The sequence below is a fragment of the Bacillus sp. M13(2017) genome (genome assembly GCF_002218325.1).
Taxonomy (GTDB): domain Bacteria; phylum Bacillota; class Bacilli; order Bacillales; family Bacillaceae_G; genus Bacillus_A; species Bacillus_A thuringiensis_K.
In genome coordinates this window covers 76,631-93,183 of record NZ_KZ268511.1, presented here as the reverse complement: position 1 = coordinate 93,183, position 16,553 = coordinate 76,631, and the positions used below count along the sequence as shown (strand labels likewise).

The window sequence follows — 16,553 nt, the reverse complement described above, 5'->3', positions numbered from 1 at the left end:
GTACGTTGTTCATTAAATTGACACAAACATTCGTAAAAACGCTTACTATTTTCACAACATTCTTATTATAACACAGAGAAAAACTATGGTTTAGCTACTTTTGACTTTTCTCCTTCGCGATTCGTTTGTGAATTATATGGTACAACGTAAAAGCTCGGTTTTGAAAATATGTTAACGAACTTTTCCTCATATTCTCCAGCACCATTTACAGTGCTAACATGCGTATGAATTCCGTTCTCCACTCTATAGATTCGGTACATAATTCTGTTATCTGGAAGTGGCGTCCAACTTAATTTTGCTTTAAATAAACCGAAAGGGCTAAATGATAGTTTCATTTTTACATCTTCAATTTTGCGCAGCCGAATCGGAGCACCGATTGTTTCCACACCTTCAGGCTTCATAAACTTCTCTTTATGTTCTACATTTGCCTTCGTTAAAATTTTCTTAAACAATTTTGTCGCAGATGCACTTTCTCCTTGCAACTGATGTTCCTTATCCGTACGGTCATAACCAATCCAAACAGCGCCTACTAAGTTCGGTGTATAGCCGACGAACCACATATCTCTTGCTCCCTTATCGTCATTTGGCAATGAAGTTGTACCCGTTTTTCCAGCTAGCGCACCGTTATATACACCTGCTCTCGCTGTCCCCTCCTTCACAACTCCTTCTAACATTTTCGTCATATACCATGCTGTCTGCTTCGAGAAGATTTTCGTCTCTACTTTTGGAGATTCCCCAATGACTGCACCGTGTCTATTTAATACTTTATCAATAACGTGCGGCTCGATAATATTTCCATTTGCTAAAAATGAACGATACATTTTTACAAGATCAAATGTTGAAACGCCATTTTTCAATCCGCCAAGCGCTGTACTTAAACCAGCATCTGCAATATGGACATTTCCTTTTTCTAAATATTGCTTTCCTTCTTCTACCCCTAACTCATTTAATAAAGAAACTGCCGGTACGTTTGCCGACTCTAAAATCGCATCATACATCGTCATTTCTTTTGAATACTCATGATTATAATTTCGAGGTTCATACCCTTCAAAAGAATTTCTTTCATTCGTTAATAAAGAATACGGATTATACTTTTTCGTTTCTAGTGCTGGTGCATAAACGATAAGTGGTTTTAAAACAGATCCGGGCTGCCTTTTGGCAAAAACACGATTAAATCCTCTCGGGACGTACTTTCTTCCCCCAATCGCCGCTTTAATCCCTCCCGTACGATTATCCATTAATAAAAATGCACCTTGTGCCCCTTCTTCTTTCCCAGGAAAATTCCTTGCATCTTGAAACTGGTTATACGCTACCTTTTGAATTTTTTCATCCATAGGTACGACAAACGTATATCCTCCGCGAAGTACTTCTTGATGAGACAATCCGTATAAACGAGCTGCTTCATCTATGACCATATCAATATACGGCATATATGCGAGCTCATTTTCGTCTAAGTTTTTATATAAAGCAATCGTCTTTCCTTGATAACGTACGCTATCTTCGGCAGTCAAATAGCCTTGTTTATGCATAAGTGACAATACTAGATCGCGGCGTTCCTTACTCTTCTCTGCAGAATAGTACGGTGAATATCCGTTTGGTGACTTCGGAAGGCCTGCAAGCATTGCCCCTTCCTCTACTGTTAAATCCTCAACATTTTTATTAAAATATAACTTTGCTGCTGCTTGAATACCGTAAGCCCCATGACCAAAATAAATATGGTTCATATACATTTCAAGAATTTGTTGCTTCGTATATTTTTGCTCTAATTGAAGAGAAATTGCGACTTCCTTCAATTTGCGCGTAAATGTTTTTTCACGAGTTAAAAAGACGTTTTTAGCGAGTTGCTGCGTAATGGTACTACCGCCCTCTACCTTTTCTCCAGCTAACGTATCTTTATAAAGAGCACGGAATATAGAGGGATAATCAATTCCTTGATGCTCATAAAAACGAGAATCTTCCACCGCAACAAATGCCTGTTGCACATACTTCGGAATTTGCTCGATCGGTACGAGCTCTCTATTTTCTACGTATAATTTCGTAATTTCTTTCCCTTTCTGGTCAACGATACGTGATGAAGAGTGGAAAACGAGCTGCTTTTCATCCATCATATAGCCACCAGCTAACACGATAAGTTTATAGAGTACAATCGCTACTACGAACGTTGCGACGCCGCCTAATAAAGTCCACTTTACTTTCTTCATACATCGTCCTTCTTTCCAAATGATGGTACATTTATTATTTGAAAAAGAAGTATCTTTATGTATATTATCTTCGAAGTTTTTTAAGAGAGTTGATATAATAGAAACAAACTATTAAGGGGGCATTAAAATGAAGGCTATTATTTCATATGAAACACCTCTAGAACAAGCACATTTCACTGCAAAAAATGATGAAAAAAATATGTTTTATAAAGAAAATACAGAAGAATCTGTAGAAGGCTCACTTAAGTATGACGTACTAGATGCTGTCGGTGAATTTAAAGGACAACCTGGCTATATCGTTTGTAACAACATTTCTGTCACAGACGAAGGTCGCCCTGTATTTGAAAACCGCTTTAAAAACCGCGCAGGCCTTATCGAAAACGAACCAGGATTCCAAGCGATCCGTGTTCTACGCCCATTAAGTAACGATACATATGTTATCTTAACGATGTGGGAAACAGAGCAAAACTTTAAAGACTGGACAGAATCACGTTCATTCGAAAACGCTCATAAAAAACGTTCCACGCAAGCAGAAGGACAAGCTCCGGCACATCCACATGCGGAACAGCAAAAGAGTATTTTCTCACGTCCATCTTTTGTGACTACTTTTAATGTGTTAGTTTAATTTTTTGGAGTTTGGAGTTCGGAATTCTCGGTATGTGAAATTATATCGGCGATTTTTCGAATATATCAGCGCAACTCGAATTATATCAGCGATTCTTCGAATATATCGACTTATCGACAAATCATGACATAAAAAGGAAACACCATTACACACCGGTGTTTCCTTTTTCTTTGTACCAATTATATATACGAAGTGAATCTTTTTTTCTCATATGCTTTACTTCATAACCCCGCTACCGCTACAAGAGTTGTACATAATTCATCCTTTCTTTGAAAATACGATTGATTATAACCTACTGCTTGAACATGTCTTCTTCGCATTATTCCTGTATATTTCGAAAAATCACGATATACAACCGTTAGTTGATTTTCTCTTAATTCATAACCGCCGCTTTTATATCTAGCATACGCAAGTAACGAAAATACGATAAATAACGGTAAAATAACAAACAATGCAATATATTGTTTTAAATATATACTAACGCTGGCAATTAAAACTGTTAGTATGATACTTATTAACCAGCCCATAATGAAATAACGACGCAACGCTGTTTTTGGTAAGTGAACGATCTCCGCTTCAATTTCATAAGGTAACTCTAAATATGTGAGCAGTTGCCGTACATCTTTTTTCTTCATAAACGGATGCAGCATCACTTCATTACTTGCTGCTCCAATACTGTGAATTGCTTCCACTTCAACAGCGCAATAACCAAATGGCTGGCGAAGCATACATTCTTTTACAGTAATCGCTTGAATTCGGTGCAATTTTAAGACAAACTCTTTCTTTTCAAATAAACCTTGAACGATACGAATTTCTTCCCCTTTTCGCTCAATTTTAAAGTTTGCATATTTCAACACATATCCAGCCGTGGAAATAATCCATGAAATTGCCATTAAAATTAATGCTATTACAATTAGTTTATAAACACCGTTTCCCATCACATACGCTTCTACTTTACTTGTGAATCCTTCAGGAAGAATAAAATCAAACTTTGTGTAAAGAAGTACTAGTCCAGAAAACACTAGTCCGAACCGACCAGAGGTAATCGCTGCTGCTAAAACCTCTTTCGCTGTTAACTGATAAACCGTCTTGCTTTCTTCCTCTTCTATTTCTTCTTTTACAGTAGTTTCTTTCTTATGTAATAAAGCGATTAAATGTTTTGCCTCGTCTTCTTTAATACCAGCCAACATCACTTCTGGTTCACTACCACCACCCGCTACTTCTATATTTAACTTCATAAGTCCAAGCATCTGATAAATAACGTTAGAAGACGTACTAACATTTTGCACACGTTCTTTATTTAAATAACTTTCCTTCTTTACAAAAACACCGTGCTTTATATGTAAAATATTATTCTCAATCCAGTACACTTTAAAATACCATTTAATTGCTGAAAAAATAGCCATGATGAATAAAACAACCAGAAGAAAAAGATAAAATAAATACCAAGGTTCCACTTGTTCATCAGGTTTAAATAAAACAAGAATAATAAGTGGCAACAAACTCGCAACCCTAATACCTAACAATATCGTAATCGGATGTTGCCTCTTATACATCCTCATCACTCACTTTCGCAAGTTCTCCAATTTGTCTTTTCAGCTGTTCTGCTTCTTCTTTCGTTAAACCTGGGATACTATGGGAAGTTGCGGCTGTTGAAATATGTAATTCTGCTAAATTATACTTTCTCATGATTGGCCCTTGCTCAATCGTTACGTGCTGCACACGGATCATCGGAATAAGTACGCGTTTTACAACGAACATTCCCTTTTGAATCTCAATCTCTTCTTCATTTAATCTGTAACTATAATAGCGCTGACGTAAATTTGGAAACATAAAATAATCAAGTGGAATAAATATAATGGCTCCTGTTACTAATAGTCCAAACAACCAGCCCCACCAGTTAAAATTAATCATAAAAAAGAAATACGCAATTACGACTGTTAGTATAACTGCCGCCCCAATTAAAGCGTGAATTCGCCACACTTTCAGCATATTAGAATGAATCTCTCTTTCTAACGGCTGCATCTCATCACTCCAATTCTATGAATTTATTACTTATATATTATCAAAAAATATGAATCAAAAGCATATTAAAGAAACACATACCTCAGTTTTGAAAATTATATATTATAAATATGAATTATTTTGAACTAAAATAAACCTTACATAATTCATGCAAGGTTTATCGTTTTATGCACAATATATTTCATTATTGTTGAGATATACTAGCATCGCTTTCAATTTGATTTTCTTTTTGGCTCAGTTTTTTATCTTTAGATTTTTTTAATGTTAAAGTCATGCCAATAAAAATAAAAAGAATTCCTGTTATTTGCATTAAAGTTGGACGGAATCCAGTAAGTACAGTATCTAATAATATTGCCACTGCCGGATCTAAAAAAACTAATATTGAGATTGTTTTTGTAGATAAATAACGTAGACTATCAAAAAACAGATAATATACTATCCCTGTGTGAATAAAACCAGTAGCTATAATATATGTCCAATTACTTTGAGTGAGGCCACTAAAAGCATCTAAATCTATAAATGGTATTAAAAGAAATATCCCCAAGAATGTTTGTAAAAATGTCATTGCATACGCACTCATTTTGTTAATCCCTTTACCAAATAAAGTTGTAAATGCATAAAAGAGAGCTGCAAGAAATCCCCATATCATACCTGAAGACATTAATGAGCCGACAGAGAAGCTTCCATCGATACCAGCAATTAATAAAGCTCCTGCAAAACACACAACTATTGAAATGATAGATATTAATGTTAATTTTTCTTTAAAGACGATACTTCCAATTAACAGTACAATTACTGGTGCAAGATGATAAACTGAGATAGCAATTGTAACTGACATATTTTCAAAGGCTTTAAATAAGAAAACCCAATTAAATACTAAGAAAAAGCCACATATTAAAACTTGAATAACTTCTTTTCGTTCCCATTTATCTTGTTTATATTGCCCTGTAAGCAACCAGCATACACTTAAAAATATTGTCGCAAAAATACACCTTACAAACACTAATTCAAACGAAGGTAAGTTTGTTTGAACCGAAAAAAATCCAACTGATCCAAAGATAACCATTGACGCTATCATCTTTAAGGCCGGTACCGTTTTCTCTTGCTTAAAACTTTTTTGAAGCAAATTAATCCCCCTCCAATAAAAACTCGGTTTATAGTGAGAAAAACACCAGCCTAAAAAAGGACAGGTGCTTTTCCTCAAAAACACTCAATTATAAATTTTTCCCAGCAGTCCAACCACCATCAATTACAAAATTAGAACCAGTAATAAAGCGGGCCTGATCAGAAATCAAGTACTCAATACATGAAACAATATCCTGCGGCAACCCCCAAGTATCTAAAGATTGATTACTTTTTATCATAGACATCAAGGCTTTATTACTAAAGTATTCTTCTGTAAGTTCAGTTCTAATAACACCAGGAGAAATGCTATTTACCCTTATATTTTGCTTCCCAAATTCCATAGCCATCTGTTTAGTTAATCCGATTAAAGCATGCTTTGATGCAACATAAGCAGCTCGCTCTGGTTCAGCCATTAATCCAGAAACCGATGCTATATTCACAATACAACCTTTTATTTTCGATTCACACCATCGCTTCGCTACTTCCCTAGAAAGGATAAATGGGGCTACTAAATTTACATCAATTACTTTTTTAAACATATCATCGGATAAATGTAAAACAGGTGTTATCTCTCGAATACCAGCTGCATTTATTAATATATCAGGAGAAAGCTTTTCTAAATCTAATTGAGTAAAAAGATTATGAATCGCTCCGCTATTACTTAAATCAATTTGCACTACTTTCAAAGGCATATCTGTTTTCATATAATCTATTAAATTATTATTATTAATATCAAGCGCTATTACATGAAATGATTTTTCTAAAAAGTATTTTATACAAGCATAACCTATACCGCTATTGGCTCCAGAAATCATAATTATTTTATTCTCTCTCATTTTGTCTCCTTATAAGAAAATGTTACTAATAAAATATCGCGAAAAGCCTCCGTACTACATTCTGTTCCAAGTGGCGTTACGGCATGGAAGACCTTTTGTCCAAATACTAAAGTTTCTAAAGGCTCCTTCAAACTTATAAACTGATTAATTTCCCGAGGAGAATTAGCTATTAAATTATCTCCGCCAATAGCTGTATTACTTAAATTCATAAGGTGTAAAAACACTACTGGTTCATCATCTTTATGTAACCAAATAGGTGAACTAAAAGATGGTCTTTCTTTAGTAGCTTTATATCTTACTTGATGTAAACCTATAATTAAGTCTTTACTTGTATCTATTATATTTGTTTTAAATGCAAATTCAGTATCGAAACGCACGATATTTTGAATTAAAGGATTACATAAAAAGCTATCATTTATGCTATTGAACTGTCTAACTTTCCCGCCATCGTCATAGTTATATTCTTTAGATTGGAAGTAATCATTACTATTATCTAAAATATAATCTGGTGAATCAACATACTTTATATACCTTGAATAAGATCTAGCACGGCATTCACCGTACGCATCATCTTCCAAATTATAATAATCTAACTGTGCTTGTGTTAATAAACGATGATTCTCTTCCTCTTGTAAAAAGATTTCATTTGAGATTTCAAGGAATCCTTTAGATTCAAATTCATGTACCTTTTCTTCTATGCTAAAGCCACTCATTTTACTAAGAACAAACGTCATTATAAAAACCTCCACACTATTGTATTTTTCTATCTCACCCTATGTTAGAAATGCAATAAGTAACCGAGATTCTTGCTTAATAAAATTTAAAATTATGATATTCAATTAATACACCAAATGAAATATACGTAATTCATTAAAATTATTTATTAAGCAATATTATATATCCTTTCGGGTATTTTTTCTAATTATCTGAAGATTTATCAACATTAGTCTTAATATTCAAAAATAAAGAAATAGATTTTTCAGAAAGATAAAACTGCGTGTATTGCAATTATTTATGTATATAACTTTTTTAAAAATTATATTTGAAATATAGCTAGTTTTTTATAAATTTTTTGATATAATTACATACGGGAAAAGGGAAGAATTTTGTCTTCCCTTGTGTTTTTATTTGCATCTAGTACTTTTGCTAGATGCCTTTTTTTATGCTAAAAAAGGTATCCTCAAATACTTTGAGGATACCTTTTCACATTTATTATCTCTGCTGTTTTCTACCTAATACGAGTAATCCAAAACTCATCATTACAAGAAGTGCTCCCATATATGGTTCCACAGGCATTTTCTGCCCTGTCTTCGGTAATTCTTTTTCAGGTTTTTCTGGATTTTGTGTTCCAGGTTTCTCTGGATCTGGTGTTCCAGGATTTTCTGAATTCGGGGTTCCAGGTTTCTCTGAATTTGGTGTTCCAGGATTTTCTGGATCTGGTGTTCCAGGATTTTCTGGATCTGGTATTCCAGGATTTTCTGGATCCGGTGTTCCAGGATTTTCTGGATCTGGTGTTCCAGGATTTTCTGGATCTGGTGTTCCAGGATTTTCTGGATCTGGTGTTTCTGGATCTGGTGGTGCTAAATGATTCAATTTGTTTAATACTTCTAATTGAACTGCATTTATCATTCCATTTGTAATTTCAAATGGAATTGGATTAGTTAATTTTTCATATCCTTTTGGTGCTTCTACTTCTACTAGTGTGTAGTTACCTACAGATAGATCTGCGATTTTTGCCTTTCCATCTTTATCTGTTGTTACTTTCACTACTACTTTTCCCTTTTCATCATGAACTTCAAACACAGCTCCTGATAAGACTTCCTTGCTTTCAGCAGCCATTTTTGTAATTTCTACTGAACCTTTGTCTAACTGTTCATTCTCTACTTTCAATGATAAGACTTTCGTCATACCTTTTTTGATTTCGAATGAAACTGGCTTTTCTAGTGGTTTGTAGCCTGCTGGTGTTTCTACTTCTACTAACTCATACTTTCCAATAGATAAATCTGAAACGTCTGCTTTTCCTTCTTTATCCGTTGTTACTTTCGCAACTACTTTGCCTTTTGAGTCACGTACTTCAAATACAACATTTTCTAATGGTGCTTTACTGTCTTTATCTATTTTTGTGATTTCTACATTCCCCGTATCTACCATTTCATTTTCTACAGTGAACGCTAAAGATTTTGTCATACCTTTTGTAATTTCAAATAGTACAGGCTTTTCTAATTTTTTGTAGCCTGGTAAACTCTCTACTTCTACTAGCTTGTACTTTCCTACTGATAAATCTGCAACTATTGCTTTTCCAGCTTTATCTGTCGTTACTTTCGTTACTACTTTGCCTTTGTCGTCTTGTACTTCAAAGACTACACCTGCTAACGGTGCCTTATTATCTTTATCTATTTTTGTAATTTCTACATTTCCCGTATCTACCATTTCATTTTCTATTTTTAATGATAGAACTTCTGTCATACCCTTTTTAATTCCAAACGATACTGGTTCTGTTAATTTTTTGTAGCCTGGTAAGCTTTCTTTCTCTACTAATTTGTACTTTCCTACAGATAAGTCTGAGATTTTTGCTTTACCATTTTTATCTGTTTTTACTTCCGTTACTACTTTACCTTGTTCGTCCTGTACTTCGAAAACTACGCCTTCTAATACTTTTTGACTATCTTTATCTACTTTTGTAATTTCTACTGAACCTTTGTCTAACTGTTCATTCTCTACTTTTAATGATAGAACTTCTGTCATACCCTTTTTAATTTCGAATGATACTGGTTCTGTTAATTTTTTGTAACCTGGTAAACTTTCTTTTTCTATTAATTTGTACTTTCCTACAGATAAGTCTGAGATTTTTGCTTTACCATTTTTATCTGTTTTTACTTCCGTTACTACTTTGCCTTGTTCGTCTTGTACTTCGAAGACTACGCCTTCTAATACTTTTTGACTATCTTTATCTACTTTTGTGATTTCTACTGAGCCTTTGTCTACTAGTTCATTCTCTACTTTTAGTGATAAGACTTCTGTCATACCTTTTTTGATTTCGAATGATACTGGTTTCGCTAGTTTTTTATATCCTGGTAAGCTTTCTACCTCTACTAGCTTATATTTTCCTACTGATAAATCTGAAATTGTTGTTTTTCCTTCTTTATCTGTTGTTACTTTCGTTACTACTTTATCTTTTTCATCTTGCACTTCGAATGTTACGCCCGCTAATACTGCGCCACTTTCTTTGTCCACTTTTGTAATCTCTACTGAACCTTTGTCTAACTGTTCGTTCTCTACTTTCAATGATAAAACTTTCGTCATACCTTTTTTAATTTCAAACGATACTGGTTCTGTTAATTTTTTGTAGCCTGGTAAGCTTTCTTTTTCTACTAATTTATACTTTCCTACTGATAAATCTGAAATTGTTGCTTTTCCTTCTTTATCTGTCGTTACTTCTGTTACTACTTTGCCTTGTTCGTCTTGTACTTCGAAGACTACACCTGCTAATACTTTTTGACTATCTTTATCTACTTTTGTGATTTCTACATTTCCCTTGTCTAACATTTCATTTTCTACTGTTAAAGCAAGAGATTTTGTCATGCCTTTTTCAATTTGGAAAGTAATCGGATCTACTAATTGTTTATATCCTTTTGGTGCTTTTACTTCTACTAACTTGTATGTGCCAACTGATAAATTAGTAGCTTGTGCTTGTCCTTTTTTATCTGTCGTTATTTTAGCGACTACTTGTCCTGCTTCATCTTGAATTTCAAAGACTGCATCAGCTAAAGCATCTTTCGTTTCTTTGTCTACTTTTGTAATTTCTACATTTCCTGTATCCACTAATTCATTTTCTACTGTTAGCTTTAGCGCTGTTACTCTACCCTTTTCAATTTCGAATGAAATTGGCTTTTCTAGTGGTTTGTATCCTGCCGGTGTTTCTACTTCTACCAACTCATACTTCCCGATAGATAAATCTGAAACGTTTGCTTTTCCTTCTTTATCCGTTTTTACTTTCGCAACTACTTTTCCTTTTAAATCACGTACTTCAAATACAACATTTTCTAATGGAGCTTTACTATCTTTATCTATTTTTGTTATCTCTACATTCCCTGTATCCACCATTTCATTTTCTACTTTTAATGATAGGACTTCGGTCATGCCTTTTTTTATTTCAAATGATATTGGTTTTTCTAACTTTTTATAACCAGGTAAACTTTCTACCTCTACTAATTCATACTTTCCTACAGGTAAATCTGAAACATTTGCTTTTCCATCTTTATCTGTCGTTACTTTTGTAACTTCATTACCCTTTTCATCTTGGACGATGAATGTTACTCCCGCTAACGGTGCTTTATTATCTTTATCTATCTTTGTAATTTCTATATTTCCCGTATCTACCATTTCATTTTCTATTTTTAATGATAGAACTTCGGTCATGCCTTTTTTTATTTCAAATGATACTGGATCTGTTAGTTTCTTATAACCTGGTAAACTTTCTTTCTCTACTAATTTGTACTTTCCTACTGATAGATCTGAGATTTTTGCTTTACCATCTTTATCTGTTTTTACTTCCTTTACTACTGTTCCAGCTTCATCTTGCACTTCAAAGACTACGCCTTTTAATACTTTTTTGCTGTCTTTATCTACTTTTGTAATTTCTACTGAACCTTTATCTAACTGTTCATTTTCTACTTTCAACGATAGGACCGTTGTCATACCTTTTGTAATTTCGAATGATACTGAATCTGTTAGCTTTTTGTAGCCTGGTAAACTTTTCGTCTCTACTAATTTGTACTTCCCTACTGATAAATCAGAGATTTTTGCTTTACCATCTTTATCTGTTTTTACTTCTGTTACTACTTTGCCTTGCTCATCTTGCACTTCGAAGACTACGCCTTCTAATACTTTTTGACTATCTTTATCTATTTTTGTAATTTCTACTGAGCCTTTGTCTAACTGCTCATTTTCTACTTTTATTGCTAAAGCTTTTGTCATACCTTTTTTTATTTCAAATGGTACTGGTTCTGTTAGCTTTTTATAACCCGGTAAGCTTTTCGTCTCTACTAATTTGTACTTTCCTACTGATAAATCTGAAACGTTTGCTTTTCCATCTTTATCTGTTACTACTTTTCTTACTACTCCATCTTTCTCATCTTGGACTTCAAATTCGACACTCGCTAATACTGCCCCGTTTTCTTTGTCCACTTTTGTAATTTCTATATTACCTTTGTCTATCATTGCATTTTCCACTTGTATTGGAAATATGCCGTCCCCTGTTACATTTACTTCGAACTCTATTTCTTTTAATTGGTAGCCTTCAGGCGCTTTCGTTTCTTTTAAAATATATTTTCCTAGTGCTAACGGTTTAGAAGTTGCCTTACCATCTTTATCTGTAACAATATGTTCGACTACTACACCGTCTTTTACTATATCAAACTCTGCATTTGCTAATGGTTTTTCACCATTTTCCGAATCAATTTTCTTTACTTCAATTTGACCCTTTTGCATAGTATTTTTAATTTCAATTGTTTTTGTTTCTCCAGCTTGAAGTGTAACCTCTACTGGGCTTGTTAATTTTTGATATCCTTCTGGTGCTACTGTTTCATAAACTTTATACGTCCCAGGAGCTAAAGTTTGAGGTACTGAAAAACCTTTTTCGTCCGTTTTTAGTTTTGCAACAACTTCATTTGCACTATTTCGAACTTCAAATTCGGCACCTTTTAACCCTTTGTTCGGATTCTCAGAATCTATTTTATGAATCGATACTGTACCATCTTTTGGAGCTTCAGGCGGCGTAATAGTTACTTCTTTTGATGTTAATGTTTTATCATCAAAATGTAATTCCGCTTTATTAGGAATCTTCTTATCTACGTAAGAAGATAAGTCTGCATCATTTTTAATTTTCGCCTTGATACTGAGATTAATTATCTGGTCTTCATATGACTTATAGTCAAAATTCTCACCAAACGTAAATGTTACTTCACTTCTTTGTTTATCTATATTTAACGTTCCTTTAGATGTAATATCTTGGCCATTTTGATCATACACTTTTGCCTCTAATACTTCTAAAACATCTTCTAAATCATCACTAATTACCATTGATGTGTATTTAAGAGGATCTTTTGGTATATGTGTACCAACTTGGTATTGAATAACTTGATCCATTTGTGTTAGCTGCTCATTCTCTACAAGCTTGCCATTCTCATCAACTATATTTTTTTCAATACTAGGTGGATTATCGTCACCTGAACCGGATCCTCCCCCACCACTTACAAATACTTGTCCTACTTTTTCTTCAGTTACAATATTTTTACCTTCTAATTTCACAGTATTTTTATGAGGCTTTGCAGCAGGATTTGTAACCTTTGTTTTATATCTTAAAATATAGCCTTTTGAACTGTCTGGAAATTCAATTGTAAATCCAGTCTTTGTTGCATTAATTTTAATGTTAGATAAATCTGCTGGCTTAATATTTGTTGGTGCATAACCATCTTCAAATACAGCCTCTTCTAATACTACGCTGTCTGTAATTAACTCATGCCCAGGTCCTAATGTATCTGTTAATTTAAGATCTTGCATTTCTGTTCCAGTTGCATTTACATATACAAGCCAATCAGCAATTGAAGGATCTTCTTGATTATAAGAACCCCATTTCAATAAATTTTCCGTATTGGGCTGTGGCTTCGGTCTCTCTGTCGTATTATTTACACTTACTTCTTTATTGACGATTTGACCATCAACGTTAAATTCTAATGGAATTTCTTTAACACCATCATATGCTTCTAGACCAAAGTAGAATTCTACGAATAAAGAACCTTTAATGTTATTCTTTCCTTCTACGTAATCACCCATAGTACATGTTAATAAACCCTTTTTCATCTCACATGTACCAACTGTTTTTCCTTCAGCATCTTTTAAGGGAAAACTCATATTCATAAGGTCTTTTCGAAACTCTTTTGGCATATCAATTGTGAACTGATCTCCACTTTTTATTTTTTCTTTAGCTGACCACTTCACTTCTACTTTCATTCCATCTGAGGCTTGATACGGTTCAGATGTCGTGCCATCAGTACGGGAAATATTAATTTCGTCCACTGGACTTTTCATCACAGCAGCTTGAATAACTGGAGCCCATACATTCAGCACTGAAAATAATACTAGAAAAACTAATGAAACCATTGAAATGTGCCTTTTAGTACTTTTCATTTGCATAGTTCCCTCCTAAATTTTTATATTTATATAACAAAAAAAGATCGTCCGGTTGCATCAAAAATGTGCAACCAGACGATCTTAGTAACCAATATGTATTACCGTAGACTCTAAGCTTTGCGGCCTATCCTTTCGAATAGTGTGCTAAAAATATCTTTTATTCTTTTTTTGTTTCATTTTCCTCTTAAACCAAATATTACTATACCGTCTGGACGGTTATAATTCAATACTCTATAAAATTGTTCTATTTTTCTAATAAAAAAAACAATTCACCACTACATTAAAGAAGCAATGGTGAATTATTTTAAAATTATATAGTTCGTATATTCTATTTATATGAATTACTAATAAGAGCTTGAATCACTTTTTCTCTTAACTCTGGCCTTAGTCTTCCAACCCCTAAATATTCCGAATACCATAATCCATCTGCTGCTAATCTAATAATTGTTGCACACACTGAATCTATCTCATCATTTTCTATATTCTTTTGCAGTTGCTGAAATGATTGTTGTAACGGCTCAAGTAATTCAGGTTTTAACATGAGTGCTGCCATCATACTGCTAGACAACTCTTCTGTTCTTCTCTCATTACTTAATCTTTCCTCTACAAAAGAGCGAACCCATCTCCCTTTCCTCTCTGAGTCTTCCGCTACTTTATTGTAAATGGCCCCTTCATAATCCTCTACCCCTCTGACTATCATACCTTCTATTAAAGCTTCTTTATTTGAAAAGTGATACAATAATCCACCTTTACTTAAACCCGCCTCTTTTGCCACTGCTTCTAAGGTTAATTTAGCAACCCCTTTACATTGTACAATTTGAGAAGCAGCTGCTAAAATCTTTTGCCGCGTTATGCTTATACTCATTCCTTTTTAAAACCCCATTTCTACTAAATTTATATAAATACGAATCTTATTTTTAATATTGTTGATTACTACTAAGTATTTTCTTTATACAACAAAAGCTGCATTACCTTTGAATTTTTAGTTACTTATTCTATTAAAAATTTCCATATCATTCAATATGATAACATTAAATACACAAAGTTGACTATACATCTATACTTTTGTATTTATTGAAAATATATCCATTAATAAAATTTACCGATTTAGTCCTTCTTATTACTTTAAGACGGCAGTAATTCTTTCAGCACTAAATAAAAAATGTTATTACCCCCATTGAATTGAGTAATAACATTTTACTTAACAAATTCGCTGCCAACTAGCATCCTTCACTAGTCGGTTTTCTAACTGATCCAATAAAACATTCCTCGCAAGCACCATATGCAATAAAATTTTTCTGTGCTTGCCTTAACGAGACTTCATTTGCCCCACCTTCATAGTCATGATTTTCAAATTGAACCGGATCATCTTCCCAATAACATATATTACAAATTTCATATGTACCTGGTGGTTCTTCTTCTAATGTTTTACCCCGCATTAACGGGCAGTAAAACTCCCACCTCAAAATTCAGCTAGAACAAAGGAGTTAGGCGGGGGCGGGCTGCCCATAAATGCCCGATTGGTGAGAACTAATAATTAGTAGGGAATGAACAAAATCCCCACTGATTAAAGTTTCACTTTATATTCGCAAAATAGATAAGTATATTTCATTTCTGTTACTCCTTTTATTTTTCCTAAAAAGAATTATACCTATTTATTAGACGAATTCCTCAAAAAAGAAAACCACCTATCCCCTAAAGAATATAGGGAACAGGTGGTTTATATGTTTTATTAGAAAGTAGTGCTCACTTTTTTATAATATTCTTTTGAAATCTCTTCATAAAATGCTGCCGATGTCGAGTAGAAATAAGGTACTAACCATAAGAAACCAATTCCTACAGTAAGAATACTTAAAATGAACCACCCTAAGAAACTTAAGCATAGTAAAAAGTAATCCATTTTATGTCCATTCATCATATGACGACTCTCAGTAATCGCTTGATTCGCTGTATATTCTGGATGATCATTCAAAATAAAATATGTCATAGAATAAGAAAATGATTTAATAATACCTGGGATAATAAGAAGTAATGTCCATAGAGTCAAGTATACATACATTAGTAAATATGTTAAAAACGACTTCATCAACTTACTTCCATCGCTAAACCATCTAAATATATGACCAATGCTAGCATCAGTCCCACGAATTGCATTTAAAACAAGATAATAGGCACCTATTGTTAATGGACCTATAACAAGCATTACAATAATACTTACTGTAAATGAATCACTTGCTTCTTCCCAACCCCAAAATATCGAGAAAATACCTGTTGTTAGCATTTCAACAACGCCAATAAGGATTCCAATTAATAAGGTTGCCCCTACCGCTAATCCCCATCTTCCTTTTAATGCATCAAGTGCTTCTCTTTTCAACTGACTTATCATATATAACCTCCTAATACTATTTCCATTTTATTATACCATTTATATCAAAAATCCCACATATTTTCCTAAAACAGAAGCATATTACCTTTTTTCATACGTATTGGTACATGTGTGCTGTAGTTGTACTGATATATGGATTAAACCACTCTTTTCCCTATAACCAG

9 protein-coding genes, 2 pseudogenes and 1 riboswitch are annotated in these 16,553 nt (G+C 33.6%); of the genes and pseudogenes, 1 reads left to right on the top strand and 10 read right to left on the bottom strand.

The window, feature by feature from the left end:
- Positions 1-83: 83 nt before the first annotated feature.
- On the bottom strand, positions 84-2,201 hold the full coding sequence (locus CGQ22_RS22695) for a transglycosylase domain-containing protein (RefSeq protein ID WP_000756299.1): 2,118 nt from the start codon (positions 2,199-2,201) through the stop codon (positions 84-86).
- Between the two features lie 127 nt (positions 2,202-2,328).
- Here CGQ22_RS22695 and hmoB point away from each other — a divergent pair, with 127 nt between their 5' ends.
- Positions 2,329-2,826: a heme-degrading monooxygenase HmoB gene (gene hmoB / locus CGQ22_RS22690; RefSeq protein WP_089149391.1), complete on the top strand. Its 498-nt coding sequence runs from the start codon at positions 2,329-2,331 to the stop codon at positions 2,824-2,826.
- 145 nt (positions 2,827-2,971) lie between these two features.
- On the opposite strand, the pseudogene CGQ22_RS22685 reads toward hmoB, so the two are convergent.
- From CGQ22_RS22685 to CGQ22_RS22645, 9 genes and pseudogenes are all read right to left on the bottom strand, one after another.
- Positions 2,972-4,382, bottom strand: a pseudogene (locus tag CGQ22_RS22685) (PH domain-containing protein).
- Complete coding sequence (locus CGQ22_RS22680) at positions 4,375-4,851, bottom strand: PH domain-containing protein (RefSeq protein ID WP_061883866.1); 477 nt, start codon at positions 4,849-4,851, stop codon at positions 4,375-4,377. The pseudogene CGQ22_RS22685 and the gene CGQ22_RS22680 overlap by 8 nt, the downstream one beginning before the upstream one ends.
- 184 nt (positions 4,852-5,035) lie before the next feature.
- Positions 5,036-5,977 carry a DMT family transporter gene (locus tag CGQ22_RS22675; protein ID WP_000939631.1) on the bottom strand — a complete coding sequence of 314 codons (942 nt, stop codon included), beginning with the start codon at positions 5,975-5,977 and terminating at the stop codon, positions 5,036-5,038.
- 88 nt (positions 5,978-6,065) lie between these two features.
- Positions 6,066-6,812: an SDR family NAD(P)-dependent oxidoreductase gene (locus tag CGQ22_RS22670; RefSeq protein ID WP_139032720.1), complete on the bottom strand. Its 747-nt coding sequence runs from the start codon at positions 6,810-6,812 to the stop codon at positions 6,066-6,068.
- On the bottom strand, positions 6,809-7,546 hold the full coding sequence (locus CGQ22_RS22665; protein ID WP_000144819.1) for a 2OG-Fe dioxygenase family protein: 738 nt from the start codon (positions 7,544-7,546) through the stop codon (positions 6,809-6,811). Before CGQ22_RS22665 ends, CGQ22_RS22670 begins: the two co-directional genes overlap by 4 nt.
- 478 nt (positions 7,547-8,024) lie before the next feature.
- Positions 8,025-14,006: a SpaA isopeptide-forming pilin-related protein gene (locus CGQ22_RS22660; protein ID WP_089149390.1), complete on the bottom strand. Its 5,982-nt coding sequence runs from the start codon at positions 14,004-14,006 to the stop codon at positions 8,025-8,027.
- Between the two features lie 60 nt (positions 14,007-14,066).
- Positions 14,067-14,159: riboswitch (cyclic di-GMP riboswitch) on the bottom strand.
- Between the two features lie 172 nt (positions 14,160-14,331).
- Positions 14,332-14,868 carry a TetR/AcrR family transcriptional regulator gene (locus CGQ22_RS22655; RefSeq protein WP_000028009.1) on the bottom strand — a complete coding sequence of 179 codons (537 nt, stop codon included), beginning with the start codon at positions 14,866-14,868 and terminating at the stop codon, positions 14,332-14,334.
- Positions 14,869-15,204: 336 nt separating this feature from the next.
- A pseudogene (locus CGQ22_RS22650) lies at positions 15,205-15,442 on the bottom strand (CPCC family cysteine-rich protein).
- Between the two features lie 293 nt (positions 15,443-15,735).
- Complete coding sequence (locus tag CGQ22_RS22645; RefSeq protein ID WP_000625406.1) at positions 15,736-16,389, bottom strand: DUF975 family protein; 654 nt, start codon at positions 16,387-16,389, stop codon at positions 15,736-15,738.
- Between the last annotated feature and the right edge of the window lie 164 nt (positions 16,390-16,553).

Bases quoted from the DNA above. Each gene is read 5' to 3' on its own strand.
- CGQ22_RS22695 (WP_000756299.1), bottom strand. From the start codon at position 2,201: ATGAAGAAAGTAAAGTGGACTTTATTAGGCGGCGTCGCAACGTTCGTA.
- hmoB (WP_089149391.1), top strand. From the start codon at position 2,329: ATGAAGGCTATTATTTCATATGAAACACCTCTAGAACAAGCACATTTC.
- CGQ22_RS22680 (WP_061883866.1), bottom strand. From the start codon at position 4,851: ATGCAGCCGTTAGAAAGAGAGATTCATTCTAATATGCTGAAAGTGTGG.
- CGQ22_RS22670 (WP_139032720.1), bottom strand. From the start codon at position 6,812: ATGAGAGAGAATAAAATAATTATGATTTCTGGAGCCAATAGCGGTATA.
- CGQ22_RS22665 (WP_000144819.1), bottom strand. From the start codon at position 7,546: ATGACGTTTGTTCTTAGTAAAATGAGTGGCTTTAGCATAGAAGAAAAG.
- CGQ22_RS22660 (WP_089149390.1), bottom strand. From the start codon at position 14,006: ATGCAAATGAAAAGTACTAAAAGGCACATTTCAATGGTTTCATTAGTT.
- CGQ22_RS22655 (WP_000028009.1), bottom strand. From the start codon at position 14,868: ATGAGTATAAGCATAACGCGGCAAAAGATTTTAGCAGCTGCTTCTCAA.
- CGQ22_RS22645 (WP_000625406.1), bottom strand. From the start codon at position 16,389: ATGATAAGTCAGTTGAAAAGAGAAGCACTTGATGCATTAAAAGGAAGA.